The organism is Arthrobacter sp. TJ-270 (genome assembly GCF_058269075.1).
The window spans coordinates 96,531-111,902 of record NZ_JBZCNB010000008.1; the positions used below are offsets into that span (position 1 = coordinate 96,531).

Below are 15,372 nucleotides of genomic sequence, written 5' to 3' on the forward strand. Positions count from 1 at the left end.
CTTCAGGATCACGCGGAAACGCCTGCGGGCTGGCAGTGCGGGCAGTGGTAAAGCACCCGCTGCTCGAGTTCGTTGTCGCCGAGCTCGCTGCGGACCACCCGCGCTCCACACCGGAGACAACCCCGGTCGCTTCTTCCGTACACCCACAGCGGGTCACGCAGCATCGAACCGGTAGTGACCCGGTTGGACCGCTCCTTGTTCACGTCAAGCAGCCGGTGCGCGAGCTCCACCATGCGGGGAAGGTTCTTCACCTCACCCACCGGGGTGAGCGGATGCTCACCAGCCAGGAAACACAGTTCGCACCGGTAAACATTACCAATGCCTGCGAGGTTCCGCTGATCAAGCAGTGCCAGGCCGATTGGTCGATCCGGGTCGGCGCGCAATCGACGCAGCGCTTCTTCAGGGTCCCAGTCAGGTCCGAGTAGATCGGGTCCCAGGTACCCGACGGCGTCGTTCTCCTGATCCTGCGGAATGACACGGAGGAAGCCGAGCTCAAAGCCCACAACCGTGGACGTTTCGGTTTCCAGGATGCAGCGTGCCTTGAAGGCCGGGCGCCGCCACTTTCCACCCTTGGCATAGACGTGCCAGAGGCCCTCCATCTTCAGGTGCGAGTGGATGCTCCACTCGTCCTCTACACGGATGAGGAGGTGCTTGCCGCGAGCGACGACGTCGCGCACCGTACGCCCGGTGTAGTTCACCGTGGCAAAGCGCGGTACCCGGATGTCGCAGCGGGTGAGCTCCTTGCCGTGCAGTGCCCGGTTGAGGTCGCGCGCGGCGCGCCAGACGGTATCTCCCTCAGGCACGGATCCTCAATCCGCGCGGCGTGCTGTAGAAGCCGGCGTCGGCAAGCGCCCGGCCGGCTGCGGAATCGAGCGCCGACTCACCGTTGATCTTCTCGACGGCCATCTTGTCCGCCGCCCCCTGGCGGATTACGGCCACCAGCGCAGTTGCCGCAGCTGTCATCGAATCTGTTTCCCCGGTGTAGGTCAGCATCGTTTTTCCGCCGCGTTCAACGTACAGCGCGAGCTGCCCGTCGACGAGCACCACCAGGGCACCTGCTTTTCGCCCGGGCCGGTGCCCGCCGTCGTGCTGGGGCCAGCCCAGGGCCGCGCCGAAGGGATTCGCCGGGTCCGTGGCGGCGAGCGCGACGGCGGTGGGCTTCTTCGCGACGGCGGCGTCCGGACGTGCGTCGGCGCTGAACGAGCGGAGACGGTCGACGGTGGCCGGCACCGCGAATTGCGCGGCGCCGAGGTGCTCGATGAAGTATCCTCGGCGGCAGCGCCCCATTTCCTCCAGCCGGGACAGCATCTTGTACATGAGCCCGAACCCGCCGGGGATGCCTTCGCTGGCAACGGAGCCGCGGGTAAGGACGCCGTAACGGTCCATGAGTAGCTCCGCGGTGGCATGCGCCTGGATGGTGGTGTCAGCCTCGACCGCGGGAAGCAGCGACCACCGGCCGGCCACCTGGGGAGGAGTGCTGCGCTGGTAGCCGGAGCCGCCGTCGTTCCCGGCCGACATCCCGGACGCGCGCGGGTTGCTTCCGGTCAGCGACGGCGCCCTGCCGAGCCTTCCCATCCGCGCCGTCCGTGCCCGCGGTGTGGGGGCGCGCTGCTTGTGGGCCGTTTTCCCGCCGGCGAGCAGGGACCGCACGGGGGTGAACGTATCATTGCCGATTCGGCCGGCCCAGACCAGGTCCCACAGTGCGGCAGTCACCGCTGGGTCGCCGGGTTGATCGCCGTTGGCAAGTCCCTGAACGAGCTGACGGAAGAAGTACGCGCCACCGCCGGCGAGCAGTTCCAGGAGTTCCTGCTGCAGGGCCGTGGGCTCGAACTCGGGATCAGGCCGCAGGGTCAGCGGTGCGTTCTCGGCGAGGTGGAGCGAGATCCAGCCGTCGTTGCCCGGCAGCGATCCCGCGCCGGACCACACAACCTCGCCGGTCGCGGCAAGCTCATCGAGCATCGCGGGACTGTAGTTCGACACCCGTGAGCGCAGGATCAGCGGCTCCCAGGCCGACGCCGGAATAGGCACCCCGGACAGCTGGTCGATGACCGTGGCCACGCCGTCGAGCCCGCGAAGCCCCGAACCGACGTGCTGCCACGCGGGCAGGAACCGCCCATACGCTGCCGGGTCCACCGGCTCCACCTCGTGCCGCAGCGCAGCGAGCGAACGACGCCGTAGCCGCCGGAGGACCTCGGAGTCGCACCATTCGCTCGACGCAGCCTCGTGCCCGGGGGCGGACTCGGTCGGCCGGAACTCGCCTTCCACCACGCGCCCGTCAGCGGACAATCGCTGCAGGGCAGTGACGACGACGGCGACGCCCAGTCCCAGCCGGGCAGCGGCTTCGGCTGCGGTGAAGGGGCCATGGGTGCGGGCGTAGCGGCCTACGAGGTCACCCAGCGGGTCCGGGACGGGTTCAATGAAGGCCAGGGGAACGCCCATGGGCAGCGGCACTCCGAGTGCATCGCGCAGCCGGGCGGCATCTTCCACCGCGGCGATGCGTTCGGCGCCGGCGACGTTGACCCGCAGCGCCCGGTTGGCTCTGACGAGCGCGTCAATGTGGGTGGCAGCTTCTTCGGGCTCTTCGGACCGTTCGGCGATCTCGGCGGTCGTGAGCGGTCCGAGGAGACGCAGCAGATCGGCGACGCCTTCGATCCCCCGCGCCTTCCTGTCTGGAGCGAGGCGTTGCAGTTCCTTTTCGGTGTCGGTGATGACGCCGGCGTCGAGCAGTTCCCGCAGTTCCGCGCGCCCGAGCAGCTCGTTAAGGAGCGTGGGGTCGAGGGAGAGCGCGGCGGCGCGGCGCTCCGCCAGCGGGGAATCACCTTCGTAAAGGAAGGATGCGACGTAGCCGAACAGCATGGTGCGCGCGAACGGAGAGGGTTGTGCCGTGGTGGTCTCGACGATCCGCAGTTCACGGCGGTCGATCTGCCCGGCGATGTCCTTCAACGCGGGAAGATCGTAGACGTCCTGCAGGCACTCGCGGACCGTCTCGAGGATGATCGGGAATGTAGGGAACTTGCGCGCCACATCCAACAGCTGGGCGGAGCGTTGCCGTTGCTGCCAGAGCGGGCTGCGCCTGGACGGGTTCTGGCGCGGCAGCAGCAGCGCGCGCGCCGCGCACTCGCGGAACCGGGAAGCGAAGAGCGCCGAGCCGCCCACCTGCGCAGTGACGATGCCGTCCAGTTCCTCTGCATCGAACAGGAACAGATCCGCTCCGGGCGGCTCGTCTTCCATCAGGGGCACCCGCAGCACGATGCCGTCGTCGGAGGCCATGGCGGAGCCGTCCATCCCGTACCGCTGCTCCAGCCGGGCGCCGACGGCGAGCGCCCACGGTGCGTGCACCGGCATGCCGAACGGGCTGTGGAGGACAACCCGCCAGTCCCCGAGCTCGTCGTGGAAGCGCTCGACTACCAGCGTGCGGTCGCTCGGCACGACTTCCGTGGACTGCTGCTGTTCCCGGAGGTAGGCCAGGAGGTTGCCGGCCGCCCACTCGTCCAGGCCGCTCGCGCGGCACCGGGCGACGGCGTCGTCATCCGACGCACTGGAAAGCTCCCGGACGAACTTCCCGAGTGCCCGGCCGAGATCCACCGGACGGCCGAGCGAATCACCTTTCCAGAACGGAAGCTTGCCGGGCTGCCCGAAGGCGGGGGAGACCAGCACCCGGTCGTGGGTGATGTCCTCGATACGCCAGCTGGTTGCCCCCAGAGCAAAGACGTCCCCCACCCGGGACTCGTAGACCATCTCCTCGTCGAGCTCGCCAACCCGCCGGCCGCCGCGGTTCGAACCCGCATCTTCCGATCCGACGAGGTAGACGCCGAACAGTCCGCGGTCGGGGATGGTGCCGCCGGAGGTGACAGCCAGGCGTTGGGCGCCCGGCCTCCCCGTGATGGTCCCTTCAACCCGGTCCCAGATGATGCGGGGCCTCAGTTCAGCGAACTCGTCCGACGGATACCGGCCGGCGAGGAGGTCGAGGGTAGCTTCGAAGGCGGAGCGAGGCAGGGTCGCGAAGGGCGCCGACTTACGGACGACGTCGAACCATTCCTCGACGTCAATGGTGCCCAGGGCGGCGGCTGCAACGGTCTGCTGGGCGAGGATGTCCAGCGGGTTGGTGGGAATGTAAAGGGGCTCGATCCGCCCCGCCAGCATCCGCTCGACAGTGACTGCGGTGTTCACGAGGTCTCCGCGGTGCTTCGGGAAGAGCACGCCTTCGGAAATTTCACCCACCTGGTGCCCCGCACGGCCCACGCGCTGAAGCCCGCTGGCCACCGAGTGCGGGGATTCGACCTGGATCACGAGGTCCACGGCGCCCATGTCGATGCCCAGCTCCAACGACGACGTCGCCACCACGCAGCGCAGGCGGCCGGACTTCAGGTCATCCTCGATGAGCGCGCGTTGGTCCTTTGACACGGAACCGTGGTGCGCCCTCGCGAGCAGCGGCTCCGCGCCGTCGGTTTGACCGGCCTGGGCCATCAACTCGGCCGGGGTGCGCTTCGGCTCCGCTTTTTCGGTCGGAGGCGCGTCACTCGGCGAATCCCAGAACGTGGCCGCTTCGAGGCGCTCGGCGTGGATCTCGTTCAGGCGGGCGGTCAGTCGTTCAGCCAGTCGCCGGGAGTTGGCGAACACGATCGTGGACCGCTTGGTCTCGATCAGGTCGACGATCTTTTCCTCCACATGAGGCCAGATGCTCGGCGAGGGGCTGGGGCCGCCGTCGTCGTCATTGGTGGGGGCGCCGCCGAGTTCCGTCATGTCCTCCACAGGGACGGTGACCGTCAGGTCCCACGACTTCTTCGAGGGCGGGGACACGATTTCCACGGGCGCATCGCCGGCGAGGAAACGGGCGACCGTCTCCTTCGGTTCAACCGTCGCCGACAGGCCGATGCGCTGCACGGGCCTGTCGAGCATTGCATCAAGACGCGCGAGGGAAAGGGCGAGGTGCGCGCCGCGCTTTGTGCCGGCGACGGCGTGGACCTCATCGACGATGACCGTGTCCAGGTTCATCAGGGTTTCCCTCGCCCGGGACGTGAGCATGAGGAAGAGCGATTCAGGTGTGGTGATCAGGATGTCCGGCGGACGCGTCAGCAGGGCGCGCCGCTCGGCCTGCGGAGTGTCGCCGGAGCGCACGCCCACCGTGACGGACGGTGCCGGCAGTTCGAGCCTCTTGGCGGTCTGCGTGATGCCGATGAGCGGAGCGCGCAGGTTCCGCTCCACGTCGACGCCGAGTGCTTTCAGCGGCGAGATGTACAGGACACGGGTTGACCGTTTGCCCTCGACCGGCCGTGCAATGAAGCTGTCCAGCGCCCACAGGAACGCGGCGAGGGTTTTGCCTGAGCCCGTTGGTGCGACAACGAGTGCGTGAGAACCGGCGGATACGGCGTTCCACGCGCCCTCCTGGGCGGGGGTGGGTGCGGAGAAAGCGCCCTCGAACCACTGGCGGGTGGCGGGCGTGAATTTCTCAAGCACCGATGTCATCGATTCATCATCTCCTACCCCTCCGACATTTTGTCAGGTGGGTGAGGAGCGCGGCGGTGAGGAGTGCGGCGGCGCGGTGCGCCGCTAGGGTGCCAACGGCTTGGTGGGGGCCACCGTCATCAGCACGATGTCCTCGGAGGCGCACGCGGTGCCTGCCTGGTCGACGATCAGCGCAGCGGTGTCATTCGGCGGGTACACGAGCAGACCCACGGTCTCCGTCAGCCGGCACTCCGCTCCGTAGTTTTCGGCGTTGGTCTGCTTCACGGGTGCTATAGCGGACTCGCCCGGTGCCAGAGTCACCTCAGTGGACTCACCCGGATCCCGGTCGGCGGGCGCGCCCACCTGGTTGCCCGCAGCGTCGACGTAGGAAACCCCGGGGTAGCCGGTGATCTCGCACTCCTCGTCGGCCAGGTTGGTGAAGATGATCTGCCGGTAGACGCTTCCCGCTGCTCCGCCGCCCATTTCCGTTTCGAGGACAGCGCTGAGCATGTCGGCGGTGCACACGCCCTCCGCGGGCGCCGCCGTCGGGCTGGCTGTCTCCGACGGGGCCGGCTCACTGCTCTCAGGGGGTTCCGCCGATGCCTCGGCCGATGCTGATTCGGATTCGGTGGGTTCGGGCGTCGGCTCGGCTTCCGCTGTCGTCGGCTCGACACTGGCCGACGATGCCGGCGGTGTCCCCTCCTCGGCCGGATCGCTGGGAGCGCACCCGGTAAGGGCGAGCGTTCCAACGGCGACGGAGGCAGCGAGCAGGCGGGCAGCGTATGCGCGGGGAGTCATAGGACCACCCTTATGGGCAAGGATCCCTGCGTCAATCAGCCTCGACGGCACGGGGGCTGATTGACGCAGGGATCGTTACTTCCTACGCCTTGGCCTTGCGCGTGCGCAGGAGGGCCACGACGCCGGCGATCAGGCCAAGAAGGCCTGCCCCCAGTCCCACGTAGCCGGCTGCCGCTGCGCCCGATGTGTCACTGCTGGCGGACGCGCTCTCCAGGCCGGTGGCCTCAGCGGCGGTTCCGGGTTCGGTAGCCTCGTCCTCTGCATGACCGTGCTCGTCCGCCCCGGTCAGCGTGATGGTCGGTGCGGGAGCATCGAGGCTGTGCGGGTCCTCACCCTCGGCGGGAATCTCCGCCCAATCGGTTTCGCCCTTCTCGCAGGTCTGGAGGACGGGGAACGCGATGGTTTCGCCCTCGCTCTCCGGAAGCTGAACGGAGATGTCGAATTGCTGCAGGTAGCCGTCCTCCACAGGAGTGTCGGCCGTGTACACGATCTGTCCGATGCGCTCGGTGACACTGCTGCCGTTGTCCAGGGTCAGTGGCTCATCGAGTGTTTCCGTGACCTTTTCCACTGTCCAGCCGGGCACGATCTCCGGCTTTGCGTCCACCAGTGGTTTCGGTAGCGAAATGGTGAGCTTGTTGGTGGCTGATCCGTCGCAACCGTGGGAAAAGCCAACGGTGAGCAGGGCGTACGCCCCGGCTGCCGTTGTATTGGGAGTAATGGTGACGTGTGCGGCGGCGCCCGCGGCGCCGAGGCCCATCAGACCCGTCGTTGCTGCAGCGGCGATCAGGGTATGGCGAAGTGAACTCTTCATGGTGTTACCTCTCAAGGTGCTGCCCAGGGGACAGCTGAAGTGTGGAAGTGACGCAACCGGGAGCAGAAGCGTCTGTGGTGATCAGTGAGAGGTACGCAGGGGCGGGCCGCGCAGCGGTCTGATGTGCAGCAGCGGCTCGAGGTAGTTGCGGGCGGGAGCCTCGGGAAGAAGCGGCAGGTTGGCCAGCGGCGGATAGATGACAGGCTGCGGCAGCGCGACGAGAGGCCGCAGCCACTGCGCAGCCAGTTCCAGCGCCGCTTCCCCGTGATACAGCATCAATGCGGTGACGACGACGGCGGCAGCATGGGCCCCCAACATCAGCGGACTGTCAAACATCGAAAAGGCGTGCGCGTGCTCCAGTCCGCCCTTCGGCGCGCAGTGCACCTGCTGCGGACCAAAGTGGCCGCGCGGGGCAGGGACGCACGCCGCCGTCGTCGTAAGAGTTGTGAACGCTTCATGCAGGAGCACCTGGCCGGCACCCAGGATGCCAAGGACGGGGGGGAGCGAGAGTTTTCCCCGCGAAAGGATGGTGACAGCAAGCAGCGTGGTGACGGCCAGCGTGCCGAGGATCAGGGGGCTGGGAAGCGCCGCCCCACCGGCGAGGTGTGCGCCTGCGGCGAGGAAGAAGACGACGACGGCGGTCGCTGCGGCGCGCATCATGCGCAGGTGTGTGCCGGCCATCAGTTCCCCCCTCCCGGGACTTCCTACCTCTTTCTACTTCACGTAGAAGTGGTGTTGCAGTCCTACTCTATTCGCTGCCGCCGACGGTTTGGCTCGGTCGTATGCCTACTCGTGATGATAGGGGCGGTGCCCCGCGATTTCCTGGGACCGGTAGAGCTGTTCGGCCAGAATGAGCCGGACCAGTTGGTGCGGGAAGACAAGCGGCGAGAGGGACCAGACAAAGTCTGCTCGCTGATGCACTTCAGTGTTGACGCCGTAGGCGCCTCCAATGATCAGCGTGATGTTGCGGGAGCTGTCGAGAGATTGTTGAAGCCGGGCAGCGAGCGTCGGAGAGTCGACGGCCTTGCCACGCTCATCGAGGAGGATGACATAGTCAGTGGCGCCCTTCCCCCTGAGCCGTTCGAGGAGGCGTGTCGATTCCTCATCCCGTGCGGCGTCGCCCTCGCGAGCGGAATGAGGGATGAGCTGCCAGGTGAGGTCGAAGGGCTTTTTGAGCCGCTTCTCGTAACGGGCGATGCCCTCAGCCACCCAGGACTCATGTTTCCGGCCGACAGCCAGCGCGCGTAATGCCATAGGACAACGCTAGCGCCGGCGCGGGGTGCCCGAATCGAAGCTTTTCCCAAGGTCCGGCGCGCAGAATTAAAGCACCACTCTCAGTACAAGTGTGAACGTGCACCCTCGAACAGCAGGTCCATCGCCTGTTGCCGCATACCGGCTCTCCGGAGCCTACATATCGCTCATCAACCGCGACTTTGAGGTTGTTTGACGAACCAAGGGGACCCGAGATGGACATATTCGAAAGCCTGGAATCAAACGTTCGTTCCTATTGCCGGAGCTGGGACACTGTCTTCTCCCATGGGGAGGGAAGCCATTTACGCACCGAGGACGGGGGCGAGTATGTGGATTTCTTCTCCGGGGCTGGAGCCCTGAACTACGGCCACAATAATCCTGCTCTGCTCGCGCCGCTCATTCAGTACCTGCAGTCCGGCGCGATTGTGCACTCACTCGATATGAAGACTCCTGCCAAGCGGAGGTTCCTGGAAGTCTTCCGAGACCTCATACTCACTCCGCGCAGGCTGGACTACAAGGTGATGTTCACGGGCCCGACGGGCACCAACGCCGTGGAAGCCGCCCTGAAACTTGCGCGCAAGAACACAGGCAGGCACCACGTCCTCAGCTTCACCAACGCATTTCATGGGATGACGCTCGGCTCCCTGTCCGTAACGGGTAACTCCATGAAGCGTGGGGGCGCCGGCATCCCGTTGAACAACACCTCGAGCATCCCGTATGACGGGTATCTTCCCGACCAGGCGGACGACCTCATCTGGTTGCGCCGGGCCCTGGAGGACAGTGGTTCGGGCGTGGACAAGCCGGCTGCCGTCATCGTCGAGACCGTCCAGGGCGAGGGCGGACTAAGAGCAGCACGAGCAACGTGGCTCAAGAGCCTGTCGGAACTATGCCACGCGCACGGTGTCCTGTTAATCGTCGACGACGTGCAGGCTGGTTGCGGACGAACCGGGTCCTTCTTCAGCTTCGAACCTGCCGGCATCACCCCCGACATCGTCTGTCTATCGAAAAGCATCTCCGGCTTCGGGCTCCCCATGGCGCTGACATTATTCAGGCCGGAGCTGGACATCTGGCACCCGGGAGAGCACAACGGAACCTTCCGCGGCCACAACCCAGCCTTTGTCACCGGAGCAGCGGCGCTCGAAGAATATTGGGCCGACGGAAGACTTCAGGAGGAGATAGCCACTCGTACAGGAGAACTGCATGAGCGGCTCGGGGGCATCGCGGCCCGCACCGAGGGGGCAAAGGTCCGCGGGCGCGGAATGGTCGCCGGTATCTTCTACCCAGACCCGGAAACGGCGCGGAAGGTTTCCGCCGAGGCCTTCAACGCGGGTCTGCTCGTGGAAACCTCCGGTCCGCAGAGTGAAGTTGTCAAGGTAATGCCGCCATTGACCATCACTGCCGAGGACCTCTCGCGCGGACTGGATATCCTCGCGGAAGCGGCAATGTCGGTGACCGGTGACTCGATTGCCAAAGCTGATCTCCGATGACTACGGACATCGATCTGTCGGCTCCGATCAGCACGCCGGACGATCCCGGGGAGCCTCTCTGTCCTCCGTACGTGGGGCCGTCAAGGTATCTCCCTCCGCACGGCAGCCTGATCGTGCAGAAGTTCGGTGGTTCGTCAGTTAAGGATGCCGCCTGCATCCTCAACGCAGCTCAGCGGCTTGCAGGCGCGCACCTGGCTGGCTACAAGGTGGTGGGCGTCGTTTCCGCAATGGGCGACACCACGGATGAGTTGCTGGAACTGGCTCATAGTGTGTCTCAACATCCGCAGCAGCGGCATCTGGATGCGCTGCTTACTACGGGTGAGCTTGTCCCGATGACACTGCTGGCCATTGCTCTTGCTGACCTGGGGGTTAAGGCGCGCACCTTCACGGGGGAACAGGCCGGCCTGATCACGGACCATGTCTATGGACATGCGCACATCGTTGACGTCAAACCGCACCGCGTCCGAGCCTGCGTTGAACAGGGAGGGATCGCCATCGTGGCGGGCTTTCAGGGGCGCATCCGCAAGAAGAAGAGGAAGCTCACCACCCTCGGAAGGGGAGGATCGGACCTGACTGCTGTTGCGCTCGCCGCGGCACTGGAAGCAAGCCTCTGTGAGATCTACACCGACGTCGACGGCGTCCACACGGCTGATCCGCGGATTGTGCCGACTGCCCGCAAGATCGACGTTCTCTCCAGCGAGGAGATGCTCGAATTCGCAGCCTCGGGCGCCAAAATCCTGCACCTAAGGTGTGTTGAGTACGCTCGCCGGTTCGATGTTCCCATTCACGTGCGGTCATCGTTCACGCAAGCCGCCGGCACTCTCGTCCTACCCTGCCTCGACGGCCACCGCGACACGTCCGCAAGGGAACGGCCCGTCATTTCCACCGTAACAAGCAACAATTCGGCTGCCACCGTGACGCTTACGGAGGTGCCGGCCAAGCCTGACGTTACCGCGCGGATTTTTGAGGACTTGGCTAAATCGGGGCTGGTCGTCAATACGATCACTCAATCTCTCCATACGGCGAACCACTCCAGCTCGGACGTTGTGTTCATAATTCCGGGCGCCGACGTGCCCGCAGCGCTCGCGACGCTCACCGCGATGAAGGCAACGGTCGGTTTCCGGCGCGTGCTGATTCAGGATCATATGGGCGAGATCACGGTTTCCGGGCTCGGGCTGCGTTCCTCCTCGGACGTGCTTTATGCGTTTCTGAGAGTTCTCTCAGATGCCGGCATCCCGGTCCAGCTCGTGGAGACATCGGAGCTGTCTCTCTCAGCAGTTATCCCGGCCGATCGGCTTGAGGACGCGGTGAGCAAGGTTGAAGCGGCATTCGGGCTCGGGAAGGCGCACGCACAATTGTCTGCGGCATACGGGCAGGTTGCCCAGACAGGAGAGACACGTGGGCTCAAGCACCCCTGAACCGACAACACGGCGCCAGCCGACGATCCACGGTCAACAGTCCGCGATTGACCGGTGGAGGACAGGCTCCAAACGACGCCCGGTCCTGCCACCCCTTCCACCAAGTCCGGACGGACAAGCCGGGCATGCGCGGTTGGATACTCTCTTCGAAGCCCGATGCGACCAGATCACCAGGACACTGGGCGAATCACACCTGGCAGTCGACGCCGGCGAGATGACCCTGACATACGGAGACCTCGACCGGGCCGCCAACAGGCTCGGGCGGTACCTACTCGCGCATGGAGTTGCCCCCGGGTCCCGAGTAGCGCTGATGTTCGACGCTCCATGGCGCACCTACGCGGCAATGCTTGCAATCCTCAAAGTCCACGCCACCTATGTTCCGCTCGACCCGGGTTTCCCTCCTGACCGGCTGAAGTACATCATCGATGACGCTGGTGTGACGATGACCCTGACGTTGTCCCACCTCGCTGAGTTGCTACCGCAGGACAGCCCGCTCGTTTGCCTGGACCTGGAAGACTCGCAGATCGAGGAACAAGAACCCTCGCGTCTGACCGGGAATCACTCGGTGGGCGACCTAGATGATCTGGCATACATCATCTATACGTCTGGATCAACGGGCCGTCCCAAAGGCGTCGAGATTCAACACGCGAGCATCTGCAACTTCGTGCAGGTCGCTTCCAACGTCTATGGCCTGCAGAATGATGATCGCGTCTACCAGGGGATGACTATCGCCTTCGATTTCTCCGTCGAGGAAATCTGGGTGCCGTGGATGGTGGGGGCCACACTGGTGCCCAAGCCGCAAGGGGCGAGCCTCCTAGGGGTCGACCTGGCGGCATTCATCCGTGAGAATTCCATCACCGCGGTGTGCTGTGTGCCAACTCTGCTGGCCACAATCGACGAGGATCTGCCCAATCTAAGGTTCCTGCTCGTTTCGGGCGAGGCCTGCCCACGTGACCTCATAGTGCGCTGGCACAAACCAGGCAGGCGCTTCCTCAACGTGTATGGACCCACGGAAGCCACGGTGACCGCCACCCTGGCTATTGCGGATCCGGACAGGCCCGTAACTCTTGGCAAACCCCTGCCTACCTATTCCGCTGTGATCCTTGAGCCCGAGAGTCCGCAGGAGGTCCCGCAAGGCCAGATCGGAGAGATTGCACTGGCAGGGATCGGACTTGCCCGTGGCTATGTCAACCGGGCAGATCTCACCGAGCGGGCCTTCATCCCGGACTTCCTCAGCCTGAGCGACAACCCGTCAGGACGCATCTATCGCACCGGTGATCTGGGCAGGATCAATGACGAGGGCCAGATCGAATATCTCGGTCGGATCGATACCCAGGTCAAGGTTCGGGGCTATCGCATCGAACTTTCTGAGATCGAATCGGTTCTGCTGCAGTTCCAGGGCATCGCGCAAGCGGTCGTCAGCACCTACGCACCCGAGCCGGGCTACGTGGAGCTCGCAGCCCACTACAGTCTGCGTCGTGACACACCGACGGTGGATGAAGCGGATCTGCGGGAGTTTCTGCGGGAGCGCCTTCCGGGGTATATGGTCCCGGCATACGTGGACCGGCTTGACGTAATCCCGATGCTGCCAAGCGGCAAAGCGGACCGGAAGAGCCTTCCGGTGCCTAAGGGAGAGCGCACCGTAACGGGAAAAAACAACTATGTGGCGCCTGCAACTGACATGGAGAAGGCCCTCGCCGAATCGCTCGCCGAGGTTCTTCATGTCGAGAAGGTGTCCGTTGATGACCATTTCTTCAACGACCTCGGTGCCAACTCCCTTCTGTTGGCACACTTCTGCGCGCGCCTGCGCCGCAATGCGTTGTTGCCCCCTGTGTCCATGCGCGAGATTTACCTGAACCCGACGATCACCGCTTTAGCCGACACGATGGGCGACGAGCCGGCGGAGTCTGCAGACGGTTCGCCCTACGATGACACCCCGGTGGCCACAGCGACCACCGCCCAGTACGTCATCTGCGGGATCGTGCAGGCGCTCTGTTTTGTGGGGGTCACCTTCGCAGCATCTTTCATCCTGCTCAGGGGGTACCTATATGCGTCCGCCGGTGAAACGCCTATTGATGTGCTGGTGCGCTCTACGGTCTACAGCATCGGGATTCTCATTGTCCTGTCTCTCCTGCCCATCGCCACGAAATGGCTCTTGGTGGGACGGTGGACCGTCCAGGAGATCCCCGTCTGGTCACTGCGCTACCTTCGGTTCTGGGTCGTCAAGACCCTGATCCGGGCCAACCCCATGGTGATGTTCATCGGCACACCCGTCTACGTCGTCTACCTGCGGGCACTAGGTGCGAAAGTCGGGCGGAACGTCGCAATCTTCGCCGGCTCCGTGCCGGCATGCCCCGATCTTCTGAGTATCGGTGAAGGAACAGTCATCAGGAAGGACTCGGCTTTCGCCTGCTACCGCGCTTACCGCGGGAAAATCCAAACTGGTCCGGTGACCATAGGGGCAAACGCCGTCGTTGGGGAAGCGTCAATCCTGGATATCGGGTCGTCCGTCGGAGACTCGGCGCAACTCGGGCACGCATCTTCCCTCCATGCTTCCCAGGCGATCCCGCCGGGCGAATCCTGGTGCGGTTCCCCGGCCCGCCCAGGCGGCAGCGACTTCCGGCTCGTGAACCCGGTGCGCTGCAGCACCAGGCGGCGGGTTACATACAGTATTTTCACGGTGATCAACCGTGTGCTGCTCATCGGTCCGATCGGGCTCGGCGCCATATCGTTGTTGCTGCCGGCATACCTGGACACCGGCCACCTGAACCACTCAAACTCGCTCTTCTATCTGGAAGCCCTCGGCATATCCTTCATCCTCTTCTTCGGGGCCGTCATCACCGGACTTGTCGTCGTGTCCACGCTTCCGCGCCTGCTCAACCTCGCACTGAAACCGGGCAAGGTGTATCCCCTGTACAGCTTGCCGTACGTTCTGCACGGCATGATCGCGGGATTGACGAATCTTCGCTTCTACATGGAGCTCACTGGAGACAGTTCCCTCATAGTGCATTACCTGCGGCTGATCGGGTACAAGCAACCCGACCTGGTTCAGACAGGCTCGAACTTCGGGGTTGCCCTCAAACACGAGAATCCCTTCACCGTCACCATCGGCAGCGGCACGATGGTCGCCGACGGACTCTCGATCATGAATGCGGACTTTTCGAGCAGCTCTTTCAGGGTCTCTCCGACGACGATCGCGGCACGCAGCTTCTTCGGCAACAACATCGTCTATCCCCCTGGCGCAAGTACCGGCGAAAACTGCCTGCTCGCGACAAAGGTCATGGTGCCTATCGACGGCCCGGAGAAACAAGGTATCGGATTGCTCGGCTCCCCGCCTTTCGAGATTCCCCGCTCGGTGCAGCGCGACAGCGAGTTCAAAAGGATCGAACCGGCGCAGTTCAAAACCCGGCTCGGCGCCAAGAACCGCCACAATGGCGTGACCATCGCGATCTTCCTGATGACCCGGTGGATCCTCACGTATGTAACGCTGCTGGTGGGCTCTTTCGCCGTCGCGTTACACAACATCTTCGACGTCCTGGTCGTAACAGCGGCCTTCATCGGGCTGCTCATATTCACCACTGTGTATTTTATTCTCATCGAGCGGGCATCACTGTTGTTCCGACGTCTGGAACCGCTGTTCTGCTCCATCTATGACCAGCGCTTTTGGCGTCATGAACGATTCTGGAAGCTCAGCGCCATCACCTATCTTGATCTGTTCAACGGGACACCGTTCAAGAACCTCATCTGGAAGCTCCTTGGCGTGCGCGTTGGTAAACGACTGTTCGACGACGGGTGCTCCATCCCCGAGAAGACAATCGTCTCGATTGGCGATGACTGCACCCTGAACACGCTGAGTACGCTCCAATGCCACTCAATGGAAGACGGCGCCTTCAAAGTCGAAGGCATCGATATCGGTGATGGGTGCACAATCGGGGTGAACGCCTTTGTCCATTACGGGGTGACACTGAAAGATTCTGCAGTACTTGAGGCGGACACCTTCCTGATGAAAGGCCAGACAGTTCCCGCGGGGACGGTGTACGGCGGGAATCCGGGGCACGAGCTACGCGTTCAGGCAGCGACCAACGCTTAAACAATGGGTTCCCCTCCTCGCTCAACGAGAAGGGGAACCCGTTACTGCAGTTCAGCGGATGAAAATCCGCGC

At 64.2% G+C, this 15,372-nt stretch carries 9 protein-coding genes; 3 read left to right on the plus strand and 6 right to left on the minus strand.

Annotation, left to right across the window (positions count from 1 at the left end; translation table 11 throughout):
- Window positions 1-8: 8 nt before the first annotated feature.
- The 6 genes from AC4D2M_RS14360 to AC4D2M_RS14385 form a co-directional block, all read right to left on the minus strand.
- Window positions 9-803 (minus strand): Fpg/Nei family DNA glycosylase, encoded by a 795-nt coding sequence (locus tag AC4D2M_RS14360; RefSeq protein WP_490892569.1) that lies wholly within the window; start codon window positions 801-803, stop codon window positions 9-11.
- Window positions 796-5,466: an ATP-dependent helicase gene (locus AC4D2M_RS14365; protein WP_490892570.1), complete on the minus strand. Its 4,671-nt coding sequence runs from the start codon at window positions 5,464-5,466 to the stop codon at window positions 796-798. The genes AC4D2M_RS14360 and AC4D2M_RS14365 overlap by 8 nt, the downstream gene beginning before the upstream one ends.
- An 84-nt stretch (window positions 5,467-5,550) precedes the next feature.
- The gene (locus AC4D2M_RS14370; protein ID WP_490892571.1) at window positions 5,551-6,243 is read right to left on the minus strand and encodes a DUF4232 domain-containing protein; all 693 of its coding nucleotides are present in this window, start codon (window positions 6,241-6,243) and stop codon (window positions 5,551-5,553) included.
- A gap of 82 nt (window positions 6,244-6,325) precedes the next feature.
- Window positions 6,326-7,054 carry a YcnI family copper-binding membrane protein gene (locus AC4D2M_RS14375; RefSeq protein WP_490892572.1) on the minus strand — a complete coding sequence of 243 codons (729 nt, stop codon included), beginning with the start codon at window positions 7,052-7,054 and terminating at the stop codon, window positions 6,326-6,328.
- Between the two features lie 81 nt (window positions 7,055-7,135).
- The gene (locus AC4D2M_RS14380) at window positions 7,136-7,735 is read right to left on the minus strand and encodes a hypothetical protein (protein ID WP_490892573.1); all 600 of its coding nucleotides are present in this window, start codon (window positions 7,733-7,735) and stop codon (window positions 7,136-7,138) included.
- A gap of 105 nt (window positions 7,736-7,840) precedes the next feature.
- Complete coding sequence (locus AC4D2M_RS14385) at window positions 7,841-8,308, minus strand: 23S rRNA (pseudouridine(1915)-N(3))-methyltransferase RlmH (protein WP_490892574.1); 468 nt, start codon at window positions 8,306-8,308, stop codon at window positions 7,841-7,843.
- Window positions 8,309-8,520: 212 nt separating this feature from the next.
- On the opposite strand from AC4D2M_RS14385, the gene ectB reads away from it, so the two are divergent.
- The 3 genes from ectB (at window position 8,521) to AC4D2M_RS14400 (ending at window position 15,300) form a co-directional block, all read left to right on the plus strand.
- A complete protein-coding gene (ectB, locus tag AC4D2M_RS14390; RefSeq protein WP_490892575.1) occupies window positions 8,521-9,792 on the plus strand; it encodes a diaminobutyrate--2-oxoglutarate transaminase in 1,272 nt (423 codons plus the stop codon).
- Window positions 9,789-11,210, plus strand: a complete 1,422-nt coding sequence (locus AC4D2M_RS14395) for an aspartate kinase (protein ID WP_490892576.1) — start codon at window positions 9,789-9,791, stop codon at window positions 11,208-11,210. Before ectB ends, AC4D2M_RS14395 begins: the two co-directional genes overlap by 4 nt.
- Window positions 11,211-11,343: 133 nt before the next feature.
- Window positions 11,344-15,300 (plus strand): Pls/PosA family non-ribosomal peptide synthetase, encoded by a 3,957-nt coding sequence (locus AC4D2M_RS14400; protein WP_490892577.1) that lies wholly within the window; start codon window positions 11,344-11,346, stop codon window positions 15,298-15,300.
- Window positions 15,301-15,372: the final 72 nt, after the last annotated feature.

Bases quoted from the DNA above. Each gene is read 5' to 3' on its own strand.
- AC4D2M_RS14365 (WP_490892570.1), bottom strand. From the start codon at position 5,466: ATGACATCGGTGCTTGAGAAATTCACGCCCGCCACCCGCCAGTGGTTC.
- AC4D2M_RS14370 (WP_490892571.1), bottom strand. From the start codon at position 6,243: ATGACTCCCCGCGCATACGCTGCCCGCCTGCTCGCTGCCTCCGTCGCC.
- AC4D2M_RS14375 (WP_490892572.1), bottom strand. From the start codon at position 7,054: ATGAAGAGTTCACTTCGCCATACCCTGATCGCCGCTGCAGCAACGACG.
- AC4D2M_RS14380 (WP_490892573.1), bottom strand. From the start codon at position 7,735: ATGGCCGGCACACACCTGCGCATGATGCGCGCCGCAGCGACCGCCGTC.
- AC4D2M_RS14385 (WP_490892574.1), bottom strand. From the start codon at position 8,308: ATGGCATTACGCGCGCTGGCTGTCGGCCGGAAACATGAGTCCTGGGTG.
- ectB (WP_490892575.1), top strand. From the start codon at position 8,521: ATGGACATATTCGAAAGCCTGGAATCAAACGTTCGTTCCTATTGCCGG.
- AC4D2M_RS14395 (WP_490892576.1), top strand. From the start codon at position 9,789: ATGACTACGGACATCGATCTGTCGGCTCCGATCAGCACGCCGGACGAT.